We start from the raw sequence: 20,888 nt of genomic DNA on the forward strand, positions 1-20,888 counted from the left end.
GGCGACGCACCTGCCGGGTCGGTGAGGGCGGGGCAAGCTGCGGATAGCGGCTGTGGAGCACGGATACTCCGTGCAGGGCGATGCCCCGCGCGAACGCGTCGGCATCGTTGGCGTCCCCCGACGGATTCATCCGTGGCCGGTAGGCCGGATGCAGCTCAGCTGCCTGCCTGACCAGTCGCCCCGAGGTCTTGACCGACGGCGGAGTGAACGCCACGGCGGTCACCGCAGCGACCGTCGTGGCGAGGACCAGCGGGATCGGATTGTCCAGCCCGATCGTGAACGCCGCGACGGCCCCTACCCCGATCAGAATCTTGAGCGGGAGCAGGCCCCTCCGGAACCGCGCTCGCGCTGCGGGGCCGTCGAGCAAGCCGTCCCGGCCCAGTGCGTCGCGGATCTGTGCCAGCTCCGCCCGGACAGGACGCGTCTCGGCCAGCGAGTGGATCGACTGCCCGGGCTGGACGTCCCACCGCCCGCGAGGGGCCTGCTGGTGCGCCCGTGCCGCGGCCATCACCGAACGGTCCAGCGGCCTCAGCAGCGCGTCGGGGAGCGGCTCGGGAGCAACGATGCCACCGCCTCTGGCGGTGATGCGGTTGACGGCGATGCCGCCCTCACGGGCCAGGAGTGCCTCGCGCATGAGCAGCAGGCCCACGCTGGCCGCCACCGCTCCGGCCTCACGCCCTCGCAGATAGCCCAGCTCGTAGACGTCGAGCTCACGCTCGGGAACGGGAGGGTTCGCCACAGCGGCCCGGACACGCCACGCCGACCACCCCGCCCACACCACCCCGACGCAGTACCCACCGAAGGCAAGCCAAGAAGTCACATGTGCTGAGAGGCCGGGACGGCTCGTTCGGTTCCCGGACAGCAGCCTGGTGCGAAGCCTTCCGGAAATTTCGTCGGCCAGGCCGGCTCCCCTCGCGTACGTGGATCCCTTTCCAACCTCAGGCGGGAAAGGCTCCATGCTCCGGAAGGGCGTCCCAGCCATCACGATCATCCGGCGGATGACGCCCTCAAAAGCAGGGCTCGACTGCCGAGTCGGTGCAGGACGGGCACCCGCGCCTCGCACGGCCCGTCGGTCGGCGTCTACGGTAAGGCGGTCCGCATGCGAGGTCGCGTCATGCTCCCCTAGCTTGACTCTGTCGGGGATCTTGGAATTCCTCGGTGCAGCAGCATGATCAACGGGCATGCTCGGGTAGTTCCGCCGACCGATGCAGCTGTCGAGGTGCCCGTTGTCCCTTCGCCCCCGTTCCGGTGAGCAAGTCCCTTCTCTGACCGCGCGGATCGCGCGGGCGAGCAATCCGGGCGGTACGACCGCGATATGGGTACGCGACCGCCTCGATGGGCTGTGGAGCGACGAGGACTTCGCCGACTGGTACCCACGGGATGGGCGGCCGGGGCTCTCGCCCGCTCAACTGGCCACCGTCTGTGTGCTGCAGTTCCTGCTCGGCCTATCGGACCGGCAGGCCGCCGAGGCAGTCCGCTGTCGCATCGACTTCAAGTACGCCATGGCGATGGAACTGGAGGATCCCGGGTTCCATCACAGCGTGCTGGCCGACTTCCGCGACCGTCTCGCCGAAGGCGACCGCGCTGACCGCCTCCTCGACCTCGTGCTGGCCCGTCTCAAGGAGGCCGGCCTGGTGCGCGAGCGCACCACGCAGCGCACCGACTCCACCCATGTCCTGGCAGCGGTGCGTGACCTGACCCGTTTGGAGCTGGTCACCGAGGCGGTCCGCGCCGCGCTCGAAGAAGTCGCCGGTGTGTCCCCTCACTTGCTGGACGAGCTGGTCGATGAGGAGTGGGGCCTCCGCTACGGTCGGCCGGTCCGTCTGGGCAGGAACCCCACCAAGCCCACGACCAGGATCCTGACCGCCGGGAACGATGCTGTCCGGCTCCTGGAACACCTCTACCGGCGCGAAACAGGCCGCACGTCCGGCCCTCGCGTCCAGGCCCTGCGCCAGATCATGGTGCAGAACTACCACCGTGACCAGGCAGGCCGACTGCGCTGGCGCACCGCCGAGAAGGAAGGCGGACCCGGGCTGCCGCCCTCGTCCCGGGCAGTCGTCTCGCCGTACGACACCTCGGCCCGCTATGCGAGGCACGGGCACATCATCAGCTGGAAGGGGTTTGCCGCTCATCTGACGGAGACGTGCGCTCCCGGCGGCCCGAATGTGATCACGGATGTGGCCACCACCGCGGCCACCACCCACGACAGTCAGGTCCTGCCCGGCATCCACACTCGTCTGGCGCGTCGTGGGCTGCTGCCCGCCGAGCACCTGGTCGACGCCGGCTACACGTCCCTGCCCCACCTGGCACAAGCCACCCGTGAACACCAGGTCACCGTCTCCGGACCGCTGCGGAGCAACCCCACCCGCCAACACCGGCAGAATGAGGGCTTCGCCCGGGACGACTTCCACATCGACTACGACCGTCAACAGGTCATGTGTCCCCAGGGCCAGGTCAGTGTGGGCTGGCACGGCCCTTACCCGACCTCGTCACCCACCGCGGCTCCGCTGATCGTGGCCCGGTTCACCAAGAGTCAGTGCCGGCCCTGCCCAGCCCGCACTCAGTGCACCTCCACCGCGGACAGTGCCCGAACTGTGGGCTTTCCCCCGAAAGAACTCCATGACCTGCAACTTCGCGTCCGCGCGGGGCAACAGACGCCCGAGTGGAAGACCCGCTATGCGGTCCGCTCGGGAGTGGAGGGCACGGTCAACGAGTTCGCCCACGGACACGGAATACGGCGCTGCCGCTACCGAGGACAGGAAAAGGCCCACATCCAGCACGTTCTGACGGCCATCGCCGTCAACATCGAGCGCCTCAGCGGACTGCCACCGGCCGAAGAAACACCGACGTCCCGCCGACCGACTGCCTTCCAGCACTACCTCGACCAGCGCGAGATACCCCGACCGAAGTCCTGGCGAACCCTGGGAACCTGACCGGCACCTTCAAGATCCCCGACAGAGTCAAGCTAGGCCGTGTATCGAAAATCCTGCCGGATGACGCGAGTCGATGGTCGGCGGCACGTGGCTGTCAGTGCCCTCAAGTAGGTTCTGGCCGTTCGGCCTGACCGGTGGGTCGTTGAGCTGAGGGATTCGTCGTAGTGAGCATCTACCTGCACTTTCGTGCCGTGGCCGAGTCCGAGATCCGGGACGACCACACCTGGCTCGCTGCGTTCATGTCCGAGGCTTGGGAAAACGACGTCGACGAGTACGCAGCGGGCATCGCCCACTCGATCAACAAGGGTTGGGATGCCGTCAACGACCTCTACGCCGTAGCCGATGCCCTCTACACAGACGCCGACGAGCCCTGGACACTACCGATCTACGGCGGCCGCCCCGTGCCCCACAGCACTGACGCCGACCCCTCCAGTCCCCCGTTGATGCTTCTGGAGCCGCCTGGCGTGTCACAGGCCGCGCGTTTCCTTACGACTGTCTCTTTCGACGAGCTGTGGAACGCTGTCGCCGCCAGGTTCAGCGCCCTCGGCTGCACCAGGCAGGAGCACCTCGAACATCACCGGGACCTCCAGGAGTTCTACGGGCAGGCGGCTTCGGCAGGCCAGGCCGTGGTCAAAGCGGTATGGGCTTGAGATGTGACCAGCACGGTCGCCTCCTGGCGGACGGCGGGTTTGTCGTGCCGCTAGCGTCCGGATTCAGGGTTTCGGGCTCTCCTCCAGCCAGGTCGTGTCTGCGAGGAGGGCCTGTAGCTCGTTGACCAGCCGTGCCGAGTGGAACCCGTCTGCGACGGCGTGGTTCACCTGTACCGCTAGCGGGAGCAGGATCCGGCCGTCCCGCTCGGTGTACCGGCCGAGGGTGAAGATGGGCGCGAGGTGGTCCCAGCCGTTGCCGATGTTGAGGTTGAACCCGGTGAAGGACGCCCACGGCAGGCTCGACACGTCGAACATGTTGGCCGGCGGCGTCCCCTGCGGGAAGAAGTCGGTGGCGCGGCTGTGCTCCGCGAGCAGGGGGGCGGCGGCGTCGTGGAATGCGCCGAAGTCGGGGTCGTGGGGTGTCCATACGCACGCGAACGTCTCGCGTTCCGGGTTGAAGACCGTGAAGGCGGGGTGCACGACGGGCCAGACGGCCGGCTCACCGGACGCGGTGAGGCACATCCTGAACTCGTCGTGTCGGTTGACGACCGTGGAGAGTGCCCAGACCTGCGCGATATAGGACTTGCGCGGCGATGCACTAAGCGCCGCGGTGAACGCGGTGACGTCGACCTCCACCGTCATCGAGTACGTGCACGGAACGAGCCGGCGGTAGTGCTCGAAGTGCTGTCGGCGCGGCCATGTGGTCAGGTCGATCGGGGTGGGTACGTCCATCCGCTCATGATGGGGTGCCGGTAAGAACCGTGTCACCAGCCGCGAACGGCGGTGATCTTGCGAGGGCGTCACCTGTGTGGGTGAGTCCTGGGCCGTTCCCTGGCCATCCACTCCCCGCTGATCAACTGCACCGCCTCCGAGGTCGCCACGATGATCGAGGGCGCCATGCGGCACGGCACCACGATGGATGTCGAGGCCAACTACACGGACTCCCACGGACAGCCGGAAATCGGGTTCGGCGTCACCAGGCTGCTGAACTTCGACCTGCTGCACAGGCCCAGGACCGAGTGCGGCAGATCATGGCGCAGATGGATCAGCGTGGCCACCAGCCGGTCGACGAACACCAGCTGGCGACGGGCGCCGGCACCCGCGGCCCGCTTCCTGACCCCGCCTCGTGCAGCATGGCGGCGGCCTTCGGCACCGGCCTGCCACGGCACGGCCAACTCCTCGCTCAAGCACACCAGATGATGGCGCATTTCTCCGTCCCGAGGCTACGTACCACCCGCGCGACCAAACCTCGGCGGACGCGGTGGCTTCCGTAGCGGCGGTGGTCAGAGGCTCTTCAGTGCAGCGGCGCTGGGGCTGCCGGCTTCTGCCGTGTACATCACCAAGGAGAAACCTGAGCCGGGCAGGCTGAGGGTGTGCCGATCGATTTCCAGCTCGCCCAGTGTGGGGTGATGCAGGCTCTTCCGCATGCTGGGCATGGGGCGCACAGCGTGGTTACTCCAGCTGCTCGCAAAAACTGGATCGCGGGTTGCGAACTCGTTGATCAGCTCTGCGAGCACTTTATCTGTGGGGTACCGAACGCTGGCTGCGCGCAGTTGGGCGGCTGCCTGCTGAGAGAAATCGGACTCCGAACCGGGCGCGCCGGTGCAGAGGGTGTCACGGAATCTCGTCGAGATGCGCGTGAGGTTGCGCTCGTCAGGTGTGAGACGAGAGAAGTCTGTAATCAGAGCTGCGGCTGCTGCGTTCCAGGCGACGACGTCCTGCCGGTGGTTGACGATGTAGGCAGGGATGCCGTCAAGTCTGCCGAGTAGCTGTTGGGCATCCTCGGGTACGTGCTCTGGCGTGCCGTCGTTCTGTGCCGGCAGCACTTGTCCGGCCAGGCGGGCCAGATGGTCACGCTCTGCTTCAGTGAGCTGGAGAGCCGTTGCCAGCGCAGACAGCACCTGCGGTGAGGGCCTGGGTGCCCGTGCCTGTTCCAGTCGTTCGTAGTAGCTCACCGACACCTGTGCCAGGGCGGCTACCTCTTCGCGGCGCAGTCCGGGTGTGCGACGGGCGCGCCGGCTTGGTGGAAGCGTCGCTTCGGCCGGCACATCTTCTGGGCGCAGGTCCTCGCGGCGGCGGCGGAGAAAGCCTGCGAGTTCCTGGCTGCTCACTCCTCCATGCTGTCACAGGAGGGACAGCCCAAGCCTCGCACTGTTGGTCCGGGGCTTAGCTGTCCGTTCCGCGCCCACAAATCCCCGGTGCATGGTGGTCTTGTCGGTTTGTTGACTACGAGGAGAAATGGTGTCCAGCACGCCTGAGGAGACTTTTCGCCGCATGATCGACCTGATGCTGGCCAAAGACATGCATGCCGTGGCAGATCTGTGGGCGCCTGACGGAATTGCAGAATTCCCTTTCGCAGCCGGGAGTTCCCCTCGCGTTCTCCGCGGACGTGAGGAGGTACGCGCCTACCTCGCTCACTATCCGGAGCTGATGGACATGAGGGAGGTGGCCGCGCTTACCGTGAGGCCCACGGATCAAACGCACACCGTCGTGGTGGAGTGGACGGCCACCGGCCGCACCGTGGCCACCTCCCAGCCCTACCGCCTGGACTACATCGTGGTTCTCACGGTCCGCGACGGGCTGATCGCTCTCTTTCGGGATTACTGGAGCCCGCTGTCGGCCGCCGCCGCTGCCGGGGGTCTCGCCGGGCTGATCGACTCGCTTGAAAGGGAGGACGCCTGATGTCCGGAGTGCTCGTGACCGGAGGGACCGGCAAGACCGGCAAGACGCTGGTGCAACTGCTCCGCAACGCTGATGTGCGGGCTCGGGCCGCCAGCCGGAACCCGGCCGCAGCCGATCCTGAGGCGATCCGCTTCGACTGGAACGACCCGACCACATATGGACCTGCGCTCGACGGGATGGACCGGGTCTTCCTGCTTCCGCCGGTGGAGAGTGTGGACCCGCTGCCGTTGGTCGAGCCCTTCCTGCGCGAAGCGCAGCGGGCCGGTATCCGGCGTCTCGCGATGCTCGGCTCCGCCATTGTGCTGCCGAACTCGCCCAGCGCTGTGGAGATGGCCGCTCAGGTTCAGGCTCAGCCCGGAGGTGTCGTACTCCGCGCGTCTGGCTTCATGCAGAACTTCCTGCGCCCGCACCCACTGGCCGAGCACATCCATCGACTCGGTGAGATCCGCACCGCAGCTGGTGACGGCGAGCTGGGGTGGGTTGATGCGCGGGACATCGCGGCCAGTGCTGCCGCGCTGTTGGCTGACCTGGGGGTGGACGCTCGAAGCGACTACCTGATTACCGGGCCGCACGGGATGAGCTATCCACAGGCCGCGCAGATCATCACCGCGCAGACCGGCAGACAGATTCGGTTGCAGCGTATTACGGAGGAGGAACAGGCTGCCGCCTACCGTGCCTCCGGGATGCCGACGGAGTTCGCCGACGCTCTCGCCGCCGTCGAGCGCGGAATCAAGGAGGGACGCGAAGACCAGGTCAGCACTGCGGTGCTCGAACTGACCGGCCGTCCGCCGCGCGCCTTTGCCGAATTCGTCTCTGAACACGCGTACGAGTGGACGCAGTAGTGCCTGAACACTTGCGATGTGCGGTCGAGTAGGAACCGCGCAGAGAGTGCAGTTCGGCGTCACATGATTTGACGCTCCATCGGATCGGAGTTTTGCGGCTGGTGACAGCATTCTTACCGGCGCCCCATGATGCCAGCCGCGGCATTCAGTCCCGAACTGCCCTCTGGGACAGCCTGATTGGAGGCAGAGGCCCGGAAGCCGGATCGGCCTCACACGGGCGGGTGCAGCCGGTTCCGGACGTGGCCCGAGAAAGTCCCGCCGCGGTCCGGTCAAGGGCCCTCCGGCCCCGTAGGGGGCCCAATCCGAGGTAGGGGGTGAGCCGGTGGTGGGCCCGGGGCAGGGCCCTGCGGCCCTTGTGGGAGGCGCAGTTGGGGCCGGATCCTTGCACTCCTCCGCCCCCGACGGGATGCGGAGTCCGGTGCTCGTGACACACGAACGGAGACACGTATGGGCGGGAAGAAGAGGGTTCTGCGCCGCGTGGCGGTAAGTGCGAGTGCGTTGCTGACCGCGGTCGGCATCACGATGACGGGGGCGTCCCCGGCGGCTGCCGTGGACTACTACTACGAGCTGCCGTACCCGGCGGGGGAGGCCTACACGGTCACCCAGGGGCCGGAGGGGACCTACTCGCACACCGGGCCCTACAACGAGTACGCCTGGGACTTCGGGCTCCCGGCCAACTACGAGGTGTCCGCCGCGCAGGGGGGCACCATCGTCATCTCGAACTGGTCACCGTACTGGCAGAACGGCATCGAGGTGATCATCAGACACTCGAACGGGCAGTGCACCCACTACGCACACCTGAACCAGTCGTTCTACGAGCCGGGCGACTGGGTCCCGCAGGGCCGGATCGTCGGCTACTCGGGCAGCACCGGCAACTCCACCGCACCGCACCTGCACTTCCAGGTGATCGACTGCAACAGCCGTGTGGGCCTGCCCGCCACGCTCCAGGGGTGGACGCCGTACACCGGGACACGCCCCGTCAGCGTGAACTCCTACGCCTGATCCGGCGGGGAGGTGACTGACCCTGATCGGGGCCCTCTGGACAGGGCTCCGGTCAGGGGGACTTGAGCAGGTCCCTGAGGCCGGCGGCGAGCGTACGGACCTCCCGCTCGCTGGGCAGGCCGAGGGGCGTACCGGGTGCGGCACCCTCCGCAGGCCGGCGGCACGGTCGGCAGAGGCCGTCGGGGAGCGCTTCCGGGCGCCCCGGGGTGCCGCACTTGGTGCACTCCAGCATCACGCGGTGCACCGGCGCTCCTGACGCTCCCGGCGCACCCGGTGCGGGCGGCGTCGGGGCGGTGGGTACGTGCGGCGGGATCTTGTCGGTGAGTCGGCGGCGTACGAAGCCGACCGGGGAATCGACGCGGGCGGGCAGTCCGGCGGTGAGTGCCTGGGTGAGGTAATCCGTGTTCACGCCGCGCGCGAACCATTCGGCTGCCAGGGCCTCCAGGACCGCGCAGTCGGCGGCGGACAGGGTCAGGCGGGAGTCGACGCGGCCGAGCTGCGCCAGCGCGAGGTAGGCGGGCGAGGGCGCGTCGGGCGTCGGATTCCGCTGCTGGGGCACGACGGGCACGACGGGCACGACGGGCATGACAGGCGCCACGGGCACGGCGGGCGCGGCGGGTGTGGTCGTGGCCGGGGGCGCCGGACGTGCTGCGGGGGTCGGCGCGGCGGGACCCGGAGGCACCAGCGGCGCAGCGGCCTCCGTGCGGCCGGGGGGCTGCACGGGGGCGGCAGCCGCGGTGACCTCGGTGGCGGCAGCCGGCGTGCCCTCGGCGGCAGCCGGGGCGACCTCGGTGGCGGCCCACCACTCGTTGTCGCGGGCCGTACGCGACCAGAACGTCCGCGAGACCCAGCGGACCTGCCCCGGCTCGCCGACGAGGCACCGTACGCGGCGCAGATATCCGGCGGTGGCCAGCGCCTTCAGGGCCGAGCCGACGGCCTGCTGGCCGTACAGCGGAAGCTGCTTGGCGAGGCTCTTCACGTCCATCGAGGCCCCGTCGGGCAGCTGGTCGATGAACCCGGCGATGTACCGCTCGCGGGCGGGGAGCAGTGAGAAGTCGTCAGCGCTGCGCGGGAGTTGTTCAGGCATGGAGCGCTTGCCGTAACCGGGCCTGGCCATCGGGTACGGGCGCGAGGATGCGGGGGCGCGCAGGGCGAAGTTAAGGTGCTCGGTAGCCACGGGATCGCTCTTTCTCGATCTTGCGGTCAGACCCCGGCCTGGTGCGACTAACACCGTGTCGGGGTCGTTCGGTTCTCGCACCGTAAGCAGTCGCCACGCTCCGCCGCAAGTCGGTCACGATTAGTCATACTTGCTGGCCGTGACGGGTCAGGGAGGTCAGGGAGGTTTTCCCAAACCCCTTCTTTTCCTACCGGGTGAAGACATCGCTCGAATCCCGGCCCTCGGATCCCGACGCTCGGATCCCGAAGCTCAAGCGTCGGGCGGAGGCCCTGATTCCGGGCCCCGAAAGAGTGAACAGGCCCGTCCCGACGCTCGAATCCCGGGTCCCGAGCTTCGAGCGTCGGGGCGCGCCCGTGACGCACGTCCGGGGCTCCCCGACGCACCCTCCGGGGCGGCCTGACACCCCCTCAGGGCAGCTTCCACACCCTCAGCGCAGCGACTCGGGCAGCTCCTCCCGGTGCACGATGCCCAGGCGCTGTGTGGCACGGGTCAGCGCCACATACAGGTCACTCGCTCCGAAGCGCCCTGGTTCCACGACCAGGACGTGGTCGAACTCCAGCCCCTTCGCCTCACGCGGGCCGAGCAGCACCACGGGGCGGGTGAGGTCGGGTTCGGTGCCCGCCGTGACCCCGTCGAGCTGCGCCGCGATCTCCTCGTGCAGCTCGCGCGGCGCGATCACCGCGAGGCGCCCCTCCTCGGGCGTCAGCTCCACGACGGCCCGCGCCACCGCGCCCGCCAGATCCGCGCCGGCATCCCGCGTCCACGGCGTCTCGCCGGTGGACCGGACCGACCAGGGCGGCTCGAACGACGGGTCCTGGGCCCGTACGACCTTCGCCGCCAGGTCCATGATCTCGGCGGGCGTGCGGTAGTTGACGCCCAGCCGCACATGCTCGAAGCGGTCGCCGACGTACGGCTCCAGGATCTTCTCCCACGAGCCGACACCCGCCTCCTCCGACGTCTGCGCAGGGTCGCCGACCAGGGTCAGCGAGCGGGTCGGCGACCGGCGCATCAGCAGCCGCCAGGCCATCGGGGACAGCTCCTGCGCCTCGTCGACGATGATGTGCCCGAACGCCCACGTCCGGTCGGCTGCCGCACGCTCGGCCGCGCTACGGTGATCGGCCTCCTCCTGCCGCTCCGCCATCCGCTCGGCGTCGATGATGTCGTGGGCGGCCAGGAACTCGGACTCCTCGTCCTCGAACTCGTACGACTCCGAACCCCGGGACAGCTCCAGCACGCCCTGCGCGTAGGCGACCCGCTCCTGACGCTCGGCCTCGGCGGCGGCCCGCTCGGCGCTGTCGTCGGATCCCAGCAGCTCGGCCGCCTCGTCGAGGAGCGGCACATCGGCCGGGGTCCACTCCCCGTCGCCGGGAGCCCGCCGGATGGCCTGCGCGTCCTCCTCCGGCAGGTACACCGGCTCGGTCAGATAGTCGGTGAGGAACTCCTCCGGAGTGAGCACCGGCCACAGATCACCGACGGCGGCGTGCACCTCCTCGCTCGCCGCGACGCCCTTGCCGAGCTGGGCGACGTCGTCGGGACCCAGGAAGTTCGGGCCGCCGTACGGGTCGGCGCCGATGCGCTCGGTGAGCTGCCGGGTGAGGGCGTCGATGACGTTGAAGGTGAAGTACGGGCGGGCGAGGTTGTGCGGCAGACGGGTCTCGCGGGCCGCCTGCCGCGCCTCGTAGGCGATCTCCCAGTCCAGAACGAGGTCACCGTCGTCGTGCGGGACGATCACCGGCGCGCCGGGCTCGGGCAACTGCTGCCGGTCACGTACGGCGAGGGCGAGCGCCTCGGCCATCTCCGCTCCGCCCTTGACGGCCGCCGCGCGCGGGGTGTCGGTGCCGCGCGCGTGGACGCCCGGGAAGAGCTCGGCCTGTGTGGCGAGCATGACGCCGGTCTCGCCGAGGGCGGGCAGCACCTCGCCGATGTAGCGGAGGAAGGCGGGATTGGGGCCGACGACCAGGACCGCGCGCTTGGCCAGGAGCTCACGGTGCTCGTACAGCAGGAAGGCCGCCCGGTGCAGCGCCACGGCGGTCTTGCCCGTGCCGGGGCCGCCCTCGACGACGAGCACGCCACGGTGCGGCGCGCGGATGATGCGGTCCTGCTCCGCCTGGATGGTCCGCACGATGTCGCCCATGCGGCCGGTGCGGGCGGAACTCAGGGCGGCGAGCAGCACGGCGTCACCGCTCGGGTCCTCGAAGCCGCTGCGCTCGTGGTCCCCCAGGTCGAGGATCTCGTCGTGCAGCTCGGTCACCGTGCGGCCCTCGGTGGTGAGGTGTCTGCGCCGGCGCAGCCCCATCGGCGTATGCCCGGTGGCGAGGTAGAACGGCCGGGCGACCGGTGCCCGCCAGTCGATCAGAAGGGGCGTGTGTCCGGTGTCGTCCTCACGAATTCCGATACGGCCGATATGGTGCGCGGCGCCGTCCTGGAGATCGATACGGCCGAAGCACAGCGAGCCGTCCACCGCATTCAGGGACGCCAGCAGACCGGAACGCTCGGCGACGAGCACATCACGCTCGTGACGGGCCTGCAGGCCGTTCCCCACCGGCGTCAACGCGTCCTCGATGTGCTGTGCGGTGACCCCGCGCAGCTCGTCGACACGGTCGTAGAGCCGGTCGATGAATTCCTGCTCCTTCTGCAATTCGACGTTTTCGCGAGTTGACAAAATCGCTCCCTGCCGGATATGGTGTTTCTAGTGGCCCCCTCTGCGGGGCCTTTTCTGTGGGCACACAGAAACACTCAATATACGTGAGGAAATCCCCGGTCCGCAATTTCGGACCGGGGATTTCCTGCGTTCACAGGCCCGTGGGCGGAGTCCGCGTTCACAGTCCCGTGTCCAGCGTCTCGTGCCGGTCGCGGTCCCGTTGGTGGCCTTGCCGCGTGACGCCTGTCATGAGGCCGCATGACAGGCGTCATACGGACCCGATGACACACCGCACTGCCTACAGCGCCGTATCGCCGGGAGTGTGGAGTGCATGAACACAGTCATCGAAACCGTCGGACTGAAACGGAGCTACTGGGGCTTCGACGCCGTACGCGGCATCGACTTCACCGTCGCCCGAGGGGAACTCTTCGCCCTGCTGGGCACCAACGGCGCCGGCAAGACCTCCACCCTGGAACTCCTGGAAGGCCAGGCCACTCCGACCGGCGGGACCGTCCGGGTGCTGGGCCACGACCCGTTCCGCGACCGGGCCTCGGTACGCCACCGTATGGGGGTGATGCTCCAGGAGGGCGGCTTCCCGCCGGAGTTGACGGTGCTCGAGACCGTACGCATGTGGGCGGGCTGCACGACCGGGGCGCGCCCCGTGGACGAGGCCCTCGCACTCACCAACCTGTCGGACCGGCGCGCGGTCAGGGTCAAGCAGCTCTCAGGCGGCGAACGCCGGCGCCTCGACCTCTCACTGGCCCTGCTCGGGCGGCCGGAGGTGCTGTTCCTCGACGAACCGACGACCGGCCTGGACGCGCAGTCCCGCCAGGACACCTGGGAACTGATCCGGGAGCTGAAGCAGCAGGGCACGACCGTGCTGCTCACCACGCACTACCTGGAGGAGGCCGAACAGCTCGCCGACCGGCTGGCGATCATGCACAAGGGGCTGATCGCCACCACCGGGCGGGTGGCCGACGTGGTCGCCGAGCGGCCTTCCCGGATCAGCTTCCAGCTGCCCCAGGACCGATTCGTCGGTGAACTGCCGCCGCTCGCGTCGATGGGCGTTGTCCGGCACACGAGCGAGAGCGGGACGGTCCGGCTGGAGACCAACGACCTCCAGCGCACCGCCACCGAACTGCTCACCTGGGCCCAGCGGACCGGCGTCGCGCTGCACGCCCTCGACGCCCGGTCCGCATCACTGGAGGAGGCCTTCATGGAGATCGCCAAGGGCCTGGACAACGAGGAGACACGATGACGACGACCGCCCCCGCCCGACCGGTGACCACCGCCACGCCGGTGCGACGCGGCTCCGCGTCCCGCATGATCGCCCTCGGCCGCGCGGAGCTGGCCCTGCTGCTGCGCAGCAGGGCCGCACTGTTCACCGCGCTCCTCGTGCCGGCCATCACGACCTTCTCGATGCGAGGAGTCGTCAACGGCCTGGACCTGGACGGCACCGGCCTGTCGATCGCCACGGTCCTGCTGCCCGGCTCCCTGGGCCTGGCACTGATCTTCTCCGTCTACACGAACCTGGTCGGGGTGTACGTCACCCGGCGCGAGAGCCTCGTGCTCAAGCGCCTGCGTACGGGGGAGGTGCGCGACTGGGAGATCTTCACCGGCGGAGCACTCCCCGCCCTGCTGCTGGCGTACGTGCAGTGCGCACTGCTGGTCATCGGGCTGACGGTGGTCCTGGACGCTCCCGCCCCGGCGGCCCCGCACCTCGTGGTCCTGGGCCTGCTGACCGGTGGCGCGATGCTCGTGGCCGCCGGGGCGCTGACCGCCGCGGTCACCCGGACGGCGGAGAGCGCGCAGCTGACGTTCCTGCCGTTCTGGCTGCTGAGCATGGCCGGCTCCGGAATGTTCGTACCGCGCGAGGTGCTGCCCGGCATGGTGGCCGACATCAGTGCCTGGCTGCCCTTCTCACCGGTGATGGACCTCCTGCGGGGCGGCTGGACGGGCGAGCTCGGCGCTGTGGACCAGGGCCGCGCGCTGCTCCTCGCCCTGGCCTGGACGGGAGTGGCCGCCCTCGGTGTGCGGCAGTGGTTCCGCTGGGGCCCGCGTGGTTGATCCCGCGCAGCAGGGTGCGGCGGCGGCAGGACGGGGAAGTCGGTGACCATGAGCGTGAGCGTGGAGGACTGGGTGGAACGGCTCGCAGGCCAGGACGGCCCCGAGCGGTACCGCCGGTACGCGGTGGGCAGCGTCGGCTTCCTCGCCGTCAGCGAGGTGGGCCTCTGGACGATCTGGGTGATCCAGTCGGACGGCGCAGGCGCCGTGCTCGCCATCGTGGCCGCGCTGGGCGCGGTGCACGCCGCCATCCAGTTCATGCTGTGGCGCTCCGCCCTGCGCCACTACCTCACCGTCGGCCCGCGTCCGGTCCGGCTCGTGGGGGTGTACACGGCCCTGACCGTGGTCATGGCCGCTCTGGGATGCGTGCTGCTGTCGTCCGGCCGCATCGACGACGGCGATCTGACGTCCTACACGGTGTGGCTGCTGATGTTCTGGGCCGGGCCGCCGGCCCTCGCCCTTTCGGTCCGCCGGGGAGCGGCCCTGGTGGCAGTCGTCGCGGTCGCGTCCCTGGTGGGGGTAGGCGTGGCGGGGCTGCCGGGCCCGTCCCTGGTCCTCGCTGTCAGCGCCAGCCTGTTCATGGTGCCGTTCATGGGCGTCGCGTCCCGGGCCTCCGGCTGGAGCGTCCGGCTGATCGAGCAACTGGCCTCCGCCCGTCAGACGGAGGCACGCCTCGCCGTCGCCGAGGAACGCCTGCGCTTCGGCCGCGACCTGCACGACGTACTGGGCCGCAACCTCGCGGTGGTGGCGCTCAAGAGCGAACTCGCGGCACAACTGGCGCGGCGCGGACGTCCCGAGGCGGTCGAGCACATGGAGGAGGTCCAGCGCATCGCGCAGGAGTCGCAGCGGGAGATCCGGTCGGTGGTCCGCGGATACCGCACCGCCGACCTGCACACCGAACTCGCCGGAGCACGCTCCGTCCTGGAGGCCGCGGGCATCGACTGCCGCATCGAATACGGCCCCGCGGCCCGCCTGCCCTCCGACGTGCAGTCGGCTCTCGGCTGGGTGGTGCGCGAAGGCACGACGAACGTGCTCCGCCACGCACAGGGCGCATCGAGCTGCACCCTGTCACTGCGCACCGCGGGTCCCACGGCGGCACTGCTGGTGATGGAGAACGACGGCGCGTCCGACACCCCACCCGGTGGGGGCACGGGCCTGGCAGGCCTGCGTGAACGTCTGACCGGGCTGAACGGCACACTGACCACCGAACAGATCCCCGGCGGACGCTTCCGCCTGACCGCACGCGTCCCCTGGGAGGAATGCACATGATCACGGTTCTGCTGGCGGACGACGAGCACCTCATCCGGGGGGCTCTCGCCTCCCTCCTCACCCTGGAGGACGACATCACTGTCGTTGCCCAGGCGGGAACCGGCGACGAAGCCGTGGCCATGGCCCGGGCGCACCGCCCCGACGTCGCCGTACTCGACCTCCAGATGCCCGGCCTCGACGGCGTGGCCGTGGCACGGCAGTTGCGGGAGACCGTGCCCGGGTGCGCCTCCATGATCGTCACCAGCCACGCCAGGGCGGGGGCCCTGAAGCGCGCGCTGAGCGTCGGGGTGCGCGGCTTCGTGCCCAAGACGGTGTCCGCGCACCAGCTGGCGCAGATCATCCGCACGGTCCACACGGGCGGCCGCTACGTCGACCAGGAACTCGCGGCCGACGCCATCGCAGCGGGCGACTCACCCCTGACGCCCCGCGAAGCGGAACTCCTGTCGTACGCCGAGGACGGGGCCCCGATCGCGGACATCGCGGCCCGCGCCCTGCTGTCCAGCGGAACGGTCCGCAACTACCTCTCGTCCGCCGCGATGAAACTCGGCGCGGAGAACCGCCACGTCGCGGCCCGCATGGCCCGGGAGCACGGCTGGCTCTAGGGGTGGGCGCCCCGGGGGCGGCAGGGGAGCCAAGTCCCTCCGAGGCACGGACGACTTTGCGCTGCCTGCCCCAACTGCGCACGCGCAACCACTCCTTGTGAGATATCCGCGCGGATCGCCCGAGTCACCCCTCGGGCATACGGTCCGCTCACGACCGGGGAGACCGCACCAGCCGCACCCGAGGAGGTGCTGGACCGCGCCTTCCAGTGTTCCCGGGAGGCCTTCGACGTCATGGGGTTCACCCGCACTGTTCAACCAGGGGTCGAGGACCTCGGCGTCAGTACGGAGAACACGCTCGGCTCCGCCCACTGCCATGGCGATGGGCTGGCCGGCCTCGACGAGACCGTCTACGGCGCTTGGCGGATGAGCCACACCACCTGAGGGAGCGTGCCGGACGGTTGACTGACCCACATGAGGAAAGTAGTTTCCTTACAGGAAACAGAGGGGCGTTGCACTGCTCCTCTCCCCTCAGCTCATGGAGGTACCGATGTCTGCACATCAGAACCCGACGCCGGAAGAGGCCGCACGTACGCTGCGGGACGTCGAGCAGCGCCGGATACAGGCGGCCGAGGGCAGCGGGGGTGCGAGGTGGGTGTACGTCGTCCTCGGCCTCGCGGCCTTCCTGCTCCTGGCTGCCCCCGACTGGGTCGGCGATGACGCGCAGGCCTGGGTGTCCATCGGTTACGCGGTGCTCGCGGTGGCCTACGTCGTGCTGTTGCGCACGCGGCGGGGCTCGGCTCTGCTCGGCCACCGCACGGGCCTGCGCAAGGATGAACTGGACGGGGCGTTCATGCGCAGGAGGCGGCTCACGCTGCTCGCGGTCGTGGCGATCGGCCTGGTCGTATCGGTGCTGGGAGCCCGCGTGTCGCTCGACCTGCCGTACTGGCGCTCCGGTGTCGGGGCCCTGCTGGGTGCCGTCGTGATCTTCCTGGGGCCGGCATGGGACCGGGCGGTGAGGACCCGCGCAGTGCGTGGCGGGCGAACGGTGACGGAGGGGCCGGGTGCCGCGCGCTGAATTCGATTCCGTCCTGCTCGACTCCACACGGCTGACCATCGTGTCGCTGTTGGCGGGCACCAGGTGGGCGGAGTGGTCCTGGGTCAGAGAGACGGCGGAGGTCTCGGCCTCCGCCCTCTCGAAGCAGATCAGCACGCTGGAGAGACACGGCTACGTCGACGTCAAGAAGGGCTACGTCGGCAAGCGCCCCCGCACCTGGGTGGCCCTGAGTGCGGCCGGGCGCGCCGCACTGGAGAAACACGCCGCGGCCCTGCAGCAGATCGTGGACTCATCCCGCCGTGCGACGGAGCAGTAGTCGAGAGTCGGGCTCGGGGGACCACAGAGCCCATGACGGGACCGCCTGCGCCGGCACGCAAGCCGGCCGTGCGCACCGTGCCTGCCTCCTGGCGGATCACCCCTCGGGCTTGGGGCGCTCAAGCCGACTGACCGCCGTGGTCACCCTGATCCCGTACGCGACCGTGCGCCAGTGCAGCAATCGTGAGCGGATCCTCGCCTGCCGCAGGGCCGGCAACCGTCGGCGTTGTCATGGGCGCCTGACACCATGGTCGGTGTGAGTGAGACAACTGAGGCTGACGAGGATGTAGTTACCCCTGTTCTGACCACGCCGGAGGCGTGGCGTGGCTTTCTGGAGCGGTACGGCGAGCGGTACTTGGAGAACACAGCCAGCGACCAGGAGTTGGTCGATCTGCTGGATGACGATCAGATGGAGGTCCTGGACCGAGAGGGGCGGGTTGAGCTGTGGCTGGGTGAAGCACCGGCTCGGGAAGAAGCCCTGGTGGCGTCCGAGGAGCGGCTCGGGGTGCGGTTCCCGCCGAGCCTGAGGGGGTTCTATCTGGCGAGCGACGGGTGGACGTACCTGGATGCCTGGGTGAGTGGTGTCCATCCGTGCGGCCGCGTCCTGTGGATGCGGGACGGCGATGCCGGCAGAAGCGTGACCGAGATCTACGACTCGATACCCGGCAACGAGGACGACGTGCAGCTGTTTCGCCGATCCGTCGAGATCGCCCGGGGAGAGGACTTCTGGTTGCTCGATCCGACCGACGTCGGACCGGACGGCGAGTGGGCCGCCTACGAGTTCGCGCCGAAGTACGGCAACCCGACGAAGTACCCCAGCTTCTCCGCGCTGTTCCACTCCGGATACGAGAGCATGGACTGACGGCCTCGTGCACGATAGACATCGCCGCAGGGCAACCGCTTGGGTCGTCGCGGCGCCCGACCCGTTGAACCGGCACGGATACAGCGACGGCTCCGATCGTGCCCGAAGTCGTAACAGGGCACGCAGAGAATTGAGTCGCGGGTTCTGAGTCCTGACATCCCGGGTCGGCGTTCGAGCGCCCTCCGCGCACCCATGGAGGAGGTGCTGCGGCCGCTCGGGATGAGCGTGACGCACTACTCCTGCCTCGAACTGCCGGCTCGACGACCGGGCTTGTCGAACTCAGAGCTCGCGCGGGGCACTTTCGTGAGAGGGCGGCCCCGCAACCGGCCGGACGTGGTCCTGGCGATAGGAGGAGCGGTTACGCGCTGTCGCCATCGGCCCATGTGAACCGTCAAGTCTCCCGTCGTGCGGATGCCCCGGCAGGAAAGGACGACCCTGCGGTCATTACGTAGCAAGACGGAGCAAGAGCGCGTTGCAGCACGAGTTCGAGGTCCTCGCGCTGACCGCACACGGCGTCACGCTGATCGTCTCCCGCCCTCACGGGAGGTGCTGAGGGCGTGGAGTGTCACCGCTGCCGGTGTGGTGATCGGACTCCTGCCTCTGGCGATCGTCAGTGCGGGGTAGTCGGAGCAGGTGTCCTGGGTCGGCGGACAGCCGGCTTCCGCTCCTCGCGCCTGTCCAGGGTCGCGAGGGTCAGCGTCACGGCGACGGACGCGCCCGCCATCAGCGTCATCGCGGTCGCCGGGGACGTCAGTTGGGCCAGGGTGCCGGCAATGACGGTGCCGAGGCCCTGCATGGCCGTCATGCCGGTGGCGTGGAGGCCGAGGGCCTGGCCCGTGAGGTCGTCCGGGGTGAGTGACAGCAGGCGTTCCTGCAGCACCAGGCTCGCGGCGAAACCGACGGACGCGGCGGTGACGGCAACGGCCGACAGGGCGACGCCCGGCTGCAGGACGAAGAACAGATACGGCACCGCCAGCAGCAGGCGGAGCGGAGTGGCGAGGCGGGGGCGAACCGCGGGAGGCACCAGCCGGCCCACCGCCATGTCGCCCACGAACATGCCCAGCGCCCCGCACGCGTAGAGCATGCCGGCGGCCTCGGGCGCGTAGGAGACGTAGAGCGAATCACTGCCGACGATCAGGCCGTTGGGCACACACAGCCCCAGATACGCCAGACGGCGAGGGCGTGAGGACCACAGGAGGGCGTTGCTGCGCCAGGTCGCCGAGACGGACGGGCGGCCGGAGGAGCGTGCCGGGCGCGCCGTGAGTCCCACGCGGGTGACGAGGGCCGCGACCAGGTACAGCGCAGCCGCGAGGAGCAGGCAGGACCCCGGGGTCAGGAGCGTCAACAGTACGCCGCCCGTCGCGAAACCGGCCATCTGCGTCAGGCCCCAGAGCATGTTGTACATCGAACGGCCGAGGACGTAGCCGTCCTTGGTCAGGATCTCGTTCAGCAGCCCCCCGCGCACTCCGCCACCCAGCGACGCGACGAGACCCTGGAGGAGGATGACGCCGAAGACCGCCCAGACCGGCAGGCCGGGCAGCGCCAGCACCGCCGTGCAGGCCGCGAAGGCGAGAGCGAGACAGGTCAGGATCGCGCGCGGGGGAAGCCGGTCGGCGGTCGAGAGCAGGAACGCGCCCCCCAGCAACTGCGCCAGCTGCGGGCCGACCATGCTCACCGCGGACAGGAACGGCGAACCGGTGGCCCGGTAGACCAGCGTGGCGAGAGCCAGGCCGCCGATCGTCTGGGCCGCGGCGAAAGCGGCGAAGGAAAGCAGGAAGGGGGTGAACTCCGGGGTGCGGAACAGGGAGCGATAGCTGCGCATGCGCAGGAGTCTGGGATCAGACCGGGGGCCGTGCGTATTGTTTCGCCGACACGCGAAAGGTCGTACGCATGGGCTTGTGGCAGATCGACACCGACACCCTCGCGCGCAGCCGGTTCGTGCTCTCACCGTTCGCCGAGACCTTCGCCAGCCTGAAGCTGCTGCACGCCGGGACCGGTGGCCACCCGGGCGAGGAGGCATGGCTGCGCGCGCACCTGCCCGGCTACCGCGCCCGACTCGCGGCCGACCCGGTGATCGCACCGCTGGTGCAGGCGGCGATCGGCACCTCCTGGATCGCCGACTTCTTCTGCCCCACCTCATGCGTCGGGGAGAGCTTCGAGGAGACCGTGGCCCGGGTACGCGCGGCCGGAGCGGAAGTGGCCCGGACCAACCTCCGTGTGTCCCTGCGGGGCCCGCTCCCACCCGCTCTGGAGCGGGACGACCTGCCCGAGCGGGCGACCGCGCTCCTCACCCACGTCTGGGAGGAGACCGTACGGCCGTACTGGGAGCGCCGGCGGCGCGTCCTGGAGGCCGACATGGTCGCGCGGACCACACAGGTGAACCAGGGCGGCTGGGCGGCGGTGCTGGACTCGCTGAAACCGGGGACGCGGTGGCTGGGGGAGAGCCGGTTCCAGGTGAACCCGCTCGCCTATCCGCCACGCGAGATCGCCCCCGGGGCCGAGCTGCTGTTCATGCCGGTGACGCCGCGGACCAGCTGGGTGTCATGGGAGGGACGGGAGCGGTACGCCGTCGTCTACCCGTGCCTGGGTGTGCTCGCCGAAGGCCACCACAGGCGCCCCGCCCCGGCCGGGCTCGGGGCACTCATCGGGACGGCACGGGCCGGAGTGCTGGCGCTCCTCGCCACCCCCATGAGCACGACCCAACTGGTCGCCGTGACCGGCCAGGCACTGGGATCGGTGGGCCGGCACCTGTCGGTGCTGCTGGGCGCGGGCCTCGTGGAGCGACGGCGAGCGGGGCGGTCGGTGCTGTACGTCCGGACGGCGGCGGGGGAGGTGCTCATGGAGGCGTCGGGGGG

Annotated in this window: 20 protein-coding genes and 3 pseudogenes; 16 read left to right on the top strand and 7 right to left on the bottom strand. The window is 69.6% G+C overall.

Going from position 1 to position 20,888, the window contains the following annotated elements; translation table 11 throughout:
- Positions 1-739 (bottom strand): TIGR04222 domain-containing membrane protein (locus tag BFF76_RS32735; RefSeq protein WP_244167308.1); only part of this gene is annotated, 739 nt, incomplete at its 3' end.
- Between the two features lie 487 nt (positions 740-1,226).
- Here BFF76_RS32735 and BFF76_RS20145 point away from each other — a divergent pair.
- Positions 1,227-2,933, top strand: a complete 1,707-nt coding sequence (locus BFF76_RS20145; protein WP_244167309.1) for an IS1182 family transposase — start codon at positions 1,227-1,229, stop codon at positions 2,931-2,933.
- Between the two features lie 164 nt (positions 2,934-3,097).
- Positions 3,098-3,583 carry a DUF1877 family protein gene (locus BFF76_RS20150; protein ID WP_031101013.1) on the top strand — a complete coding sequence of 162 codons (486 nt, stop codon included), beginning with the start codon at positions 3,098-3,100 and terminating at the stop codon, positions 3,581-3,583.
- A 63-nt stretch (positions 3,584-3,646) separates the two neighbouring features.
- On the opposite strand, the gene catA is transcribed toward BFF76_RS20150, so the two are convergent.
- A complete protein-coding gene (gene catA, locus BFF76_RS20155) occupies positions 3,647-4,315 on the bottom strand; it encodes a type A chloramphenicol O-acetyltransferase (protein WP_031101015.1) in 669 nt (222 codons plus the stop codon).
- A 150-nt stretch (positions 4,316-4,465) separates the two neighbouring features.
- Here catA and BFF76_RS34705 point away from each other — a divergent pair.
- Positions 4,466-4,537 (top strand): annotated as a pseudogene (locus tag BFF76_RS34705) (hypothetical protein); the annotation flags it as partial.
- A 44-nt stretch (positions 4,538-4,581) separates the two neighbouring features.
- Here BFF76_RS34705 and BFF76_RS33940 read toward each other — a convergent pair.
- Positions 4,582-4,791, bottom strand: a pseudogene (locus tag BFF76_RS33940) (transposase family protein); the annotation flags it as partial.
- A 75-nt stretch (positions 4,792-4,866) separates the two neighbouring features.
- A complete protein-coding gene (locus BFF76_RS20160) occupies positions 4,867-5,694 on the bottom strand; it encodes a helix-turn-helix transcriptional regulator (protein ID WP_031101018.1) in 828 nt (275 codons plus the stop codon).
- 163 nt (positions 5,695-5,857) lie between these two features.
- Between BFF76_RS20160 and BFF76_RS20165 the strand changes: the two genes are divergently transcribed.
- The 3 genes from BFF76_RS20165 to BFF76_RS20175 all read left to right on the top strand — a co-directional run bounded on the left by BFF76_RS20165 (position 5,858) and on the right by BFF76_RS20175 (position 8,109).
- On the top strand, positions 5,858-6,265 hold the full coding sequence (locus BFF76_RS20165) for a nuclear transport factor 2 family protein (RefSeq protein WP_234316931.1): 408 nt from the start codon (positions 5,858-5,860) through the stop codon (positions 6,263-6,265).
- Positions 6,265-7,107 (top strand): NAD(P)H-binding protein, encoded by an 843-nt coding sequence (locus BFF76_RS20170; RefSeq protein ID WP_031101022.1) that lies wholly within the window; start codon positions 6,265-6,267, stop codon positions 7,105-7,107. Before BFF76_RS20165 ends, BFF76_RS20170 begins: the two co-directional genes overlap by 1 nt.
- A gap of 447 nt (positions 7,108-7,554) precedes the next feature.
- Complete coding sequence (locus BFF76_RS20175) at positions 7,555-8,109, top strand: M23 family metallopeptidase (protein WP_053930521.1); 555 nt, start codon at positions 7,555-7,557, stop codon at positions 8,107-8,109.
- Between the two features lie 52 nt (positions 8,110-8,161).
- Here BFF76_RS20175 and BFF76_RS20180 read toward each other — a convergent pair whose 3' ends face one another.
- Both BFF76_RS20180 and BFF76_RS20185 read right to left on the bottom strand, forming a co-directional pair.
- On the bottom strand, positions 8,162-9,286 hold the full coding sequence (locus tag BFF76_RS20180) for a hypothetical protein (protein WP_065848751.1): 1,125 nt from the start codon (positions 9,284-9,286) through the stop codon (positions 8,162-8,164).
- 427 nt (positions 9,287-9,713) lie between these two features.
- Entirely contained in the window at positions 9,714-11,924 is a 2,211-nt protein-coding gene (locus BFF76_RS20185) for a HelD family protein (protein ID WP_065848752.1), read from the bottom strand.
- A gap of 334 nt (positions 11,925-12,258) precedes the next feature.
- On the opposite strand from BFF76_RS20185, the gene BFF76_RS20190 reads away from it, so the two are divergent.
- The 9 genes and pseudogenes from BFF76_RS20190 to BFF76_RS34710 all read left to right on the top strand — a co-directional run.
- Entirely contained in the window at positions 12,259-13,185 is a 927-nt protein-coding gene (locus BFF76_RS20190; protein WP_065848753.1) for an ABC transporter ATP-binding protein, read from the top strand.
- Positions 13,182-13,994, top strand: coding sequence for an ABC transporter permease (locus tag BFF76_RS20195; RefSeq protein WP_065848754.1), 813 nt, complete (start codon positions 13,182-13,184; stop codon positions 13,992-13,994). The genes BFF76_RS20190 and BFF76_RS20195 overlap by 4 nt, the downstream gene beginning before the upstream one ends.
- 48 nt (positions 13,995-14,042) lie before the next feature.
- Positions 14,043-15,260: a sensor histidine kinase gene (locus BFF76_RS20200; RefSeq protein WP_065848762.1), complete on the top strand. Its 1,218-nt coding sequence runs from the start codon at positions 14,043-14,045 to the stop codon at positions 15,258-15,260.
- Positions 15,257-15,862 (top strand): response regulator transcription factor, encoded by a 606-nt coding sequence (locus BFF76_RS20205; RefSeq protein WP_065848755.1) that lies wholly within the window; start codon positions 15,257-15,259, stop codon positions 15,860-15,862. Before BFF76_RS20200 ends, BFF76_RS20205 begins: the two co-directional genes overlap by 4 nt.
- 186 nt (positions 15,863-16,048) lie before the next feature.
- Positions 16,049-16,243, top strand: a complete 195-nt coding sequence (locus BFF76_RS20210) for a hypothetical protein (protein ID WP_065848756.1) — start codon at positions 16,049-16,051, stop codon at positions 16,241-16,243.
- 106 nt (positions 16,244-16,349) lie between these two features.
- A complete protein-coding gene (locus tag BFF76_RS20215; protein WP_065848757.1) occupies positions 16,350-16,877 on the top strand; it encodes a hypothetical protein in 528 nt (175 codons plus the stop codon).
- Positions 16,864-17,172, top strand: a complete 309-nt coding sequence (locus BFF76_RS20220) for a transcriptional regulator (protein WP_065848758.1) — start codon at positions 16,864-16,866, stop codon at positions 17,170-17,172. Before BFF76_RS20215 ends, BFF76_RS20220 begins: the two co-directional genes overlap by 14 nt.
- Before the next feature lie 246 nt (positions 17,173-17,418).
- Positions 17,419-18,033 (top strand): SMI1/KNR4 family protein, encoded by a 615-nt coding sequence (locus BFF76_RS20225; protein WP_065848759.1) that lies wholly within the window; start codon positions 17,419-17,421, stop codon positions 18,031-18,033.
- A 129-nt stretch (positions 18,034-18,162) separates the two neighbouring features.
- Positions 18,163-18,417 (top strand): annotated as a pseudogene (locus tag BFF76_RS34710) (hypothetical protein); the annotation flags it as partial.
- A 226-nt stretch (positions 18,418-18,643) separates the two neighbouring features.
- Here the strand turns inward: BFF76_RS34710 and BFF76_RS20230 are convergent.
- Positions 18,644-19,855, bottom strand: a complete 1,212-nt coding sequence (locus BFF76_RS20230; protein WP_208604862.1) for an MFS transporter — start codon at positions 19,853-19,855, stop codon at positions 18,644-18,646.
- Positions 19,856-19,923: 68 nt separating this feature from the next.
- Between BFF76_RS20230 and BFF76_RS20235 the strand changes: the two genes are divergently transcribed.
- A partial coding sequence (locus BFF76_RS20235) for an ArsR/SmtB family transcription factor (RefSeq protein WP_065848760.1) occupies positions 19,924-20,888 on the top strand: 965 nt, incomplete at its 3' end.

It is taken from the genome of Streptomyces mutomycini (assembly GCF_001700505.1).
Lineage (GTDB): Bacteria > Actinomycetota > Actinomycetes > Streptomycetales > Streptomycetaceae > Streptomyces > Streptomyces mutomycini.

Excerpts from the sequence above, each read along its gene's own strand:
- catA (WP_031101015.1), bottom strand. The coding sequence starts at position 4,315 with ATGGACGTACCCACCCCGATCGACCTGACCACATGGCCGCGCCGACAG.
- BFF76_RS20165 (WP_234316931.1), top strand. The coding sequence starts at position 5,858 with ATGATCGACCTGATGCTGGCCAAAGACATGCATGCCGTGGCAGATCTG.
- BFF76_RS20170 (WP_031101022.1), top strand. The coding sequence starts at position 6,265 with ATGTCCGGAGTGCTCGTGACCGGAGGGACCGGCAAGACCGGCAAGACG.
- BFF76_RS20175 (WP_053930521.1), top strand. The coding sequence starts at position 7,555 with ATGGGCGGGAAGAAGAGGGTTCTGCGCCGCGTGGCGGTAAGTGCGAGT.
- BFF76_RS20190 (WP_065848753.1), top strand. The coding sequence starts at position 12,259 with ATGAACACAGTCATCGAAACCGTCGGACTGAAACGGAGCTACTGGGGC.
- BFF76_RS20195 (WP_065848754.1), top strand. The coding sequence starts at position 13,182 with ATGACGACGACCGCCCCCGCCCGACCGGTGACCACCGCCACGCCGGTG.
- BFF76_RS20200 (WP_065848762.1), top strand. The coding sequence starts at position 14,043 with ATGAGCGTGAGCGTGGAGGACTGGGTGGAACGGCTCGCAGGCCAGGAC.
- BFF76_RS20205 (WP_065848755.1), top strand. The coding sequence starts at position 15,257 with ATGATCACGGTTCTGCTGGCGGACGACGAGCACCTCATCCGGGGGGCT.
- BFF76_RS20215 (WP_065848757.1), top strand. The coding sequence starts at position 16,350 with ATGTCTGCACATCAGAACCCGACGCCGGAAGAGGCCGCACGTACGCTG.
- BFF76_RS20225 (WP_065848759.1), top strand. The coding sequence starts at position 17,419 with ATGGTCGGTGTGAGTGAGACAACTGAGGCTGACGAGGATGTAGTTACC.
- BFF76_RS20230 (WP_208604862.1), bottom strand. The coding sequence starts at position 19,855 with ATGCGCAGCTATCGCTCCCTGTTCCGCACCCCGGAGTTCACCCCCTTC.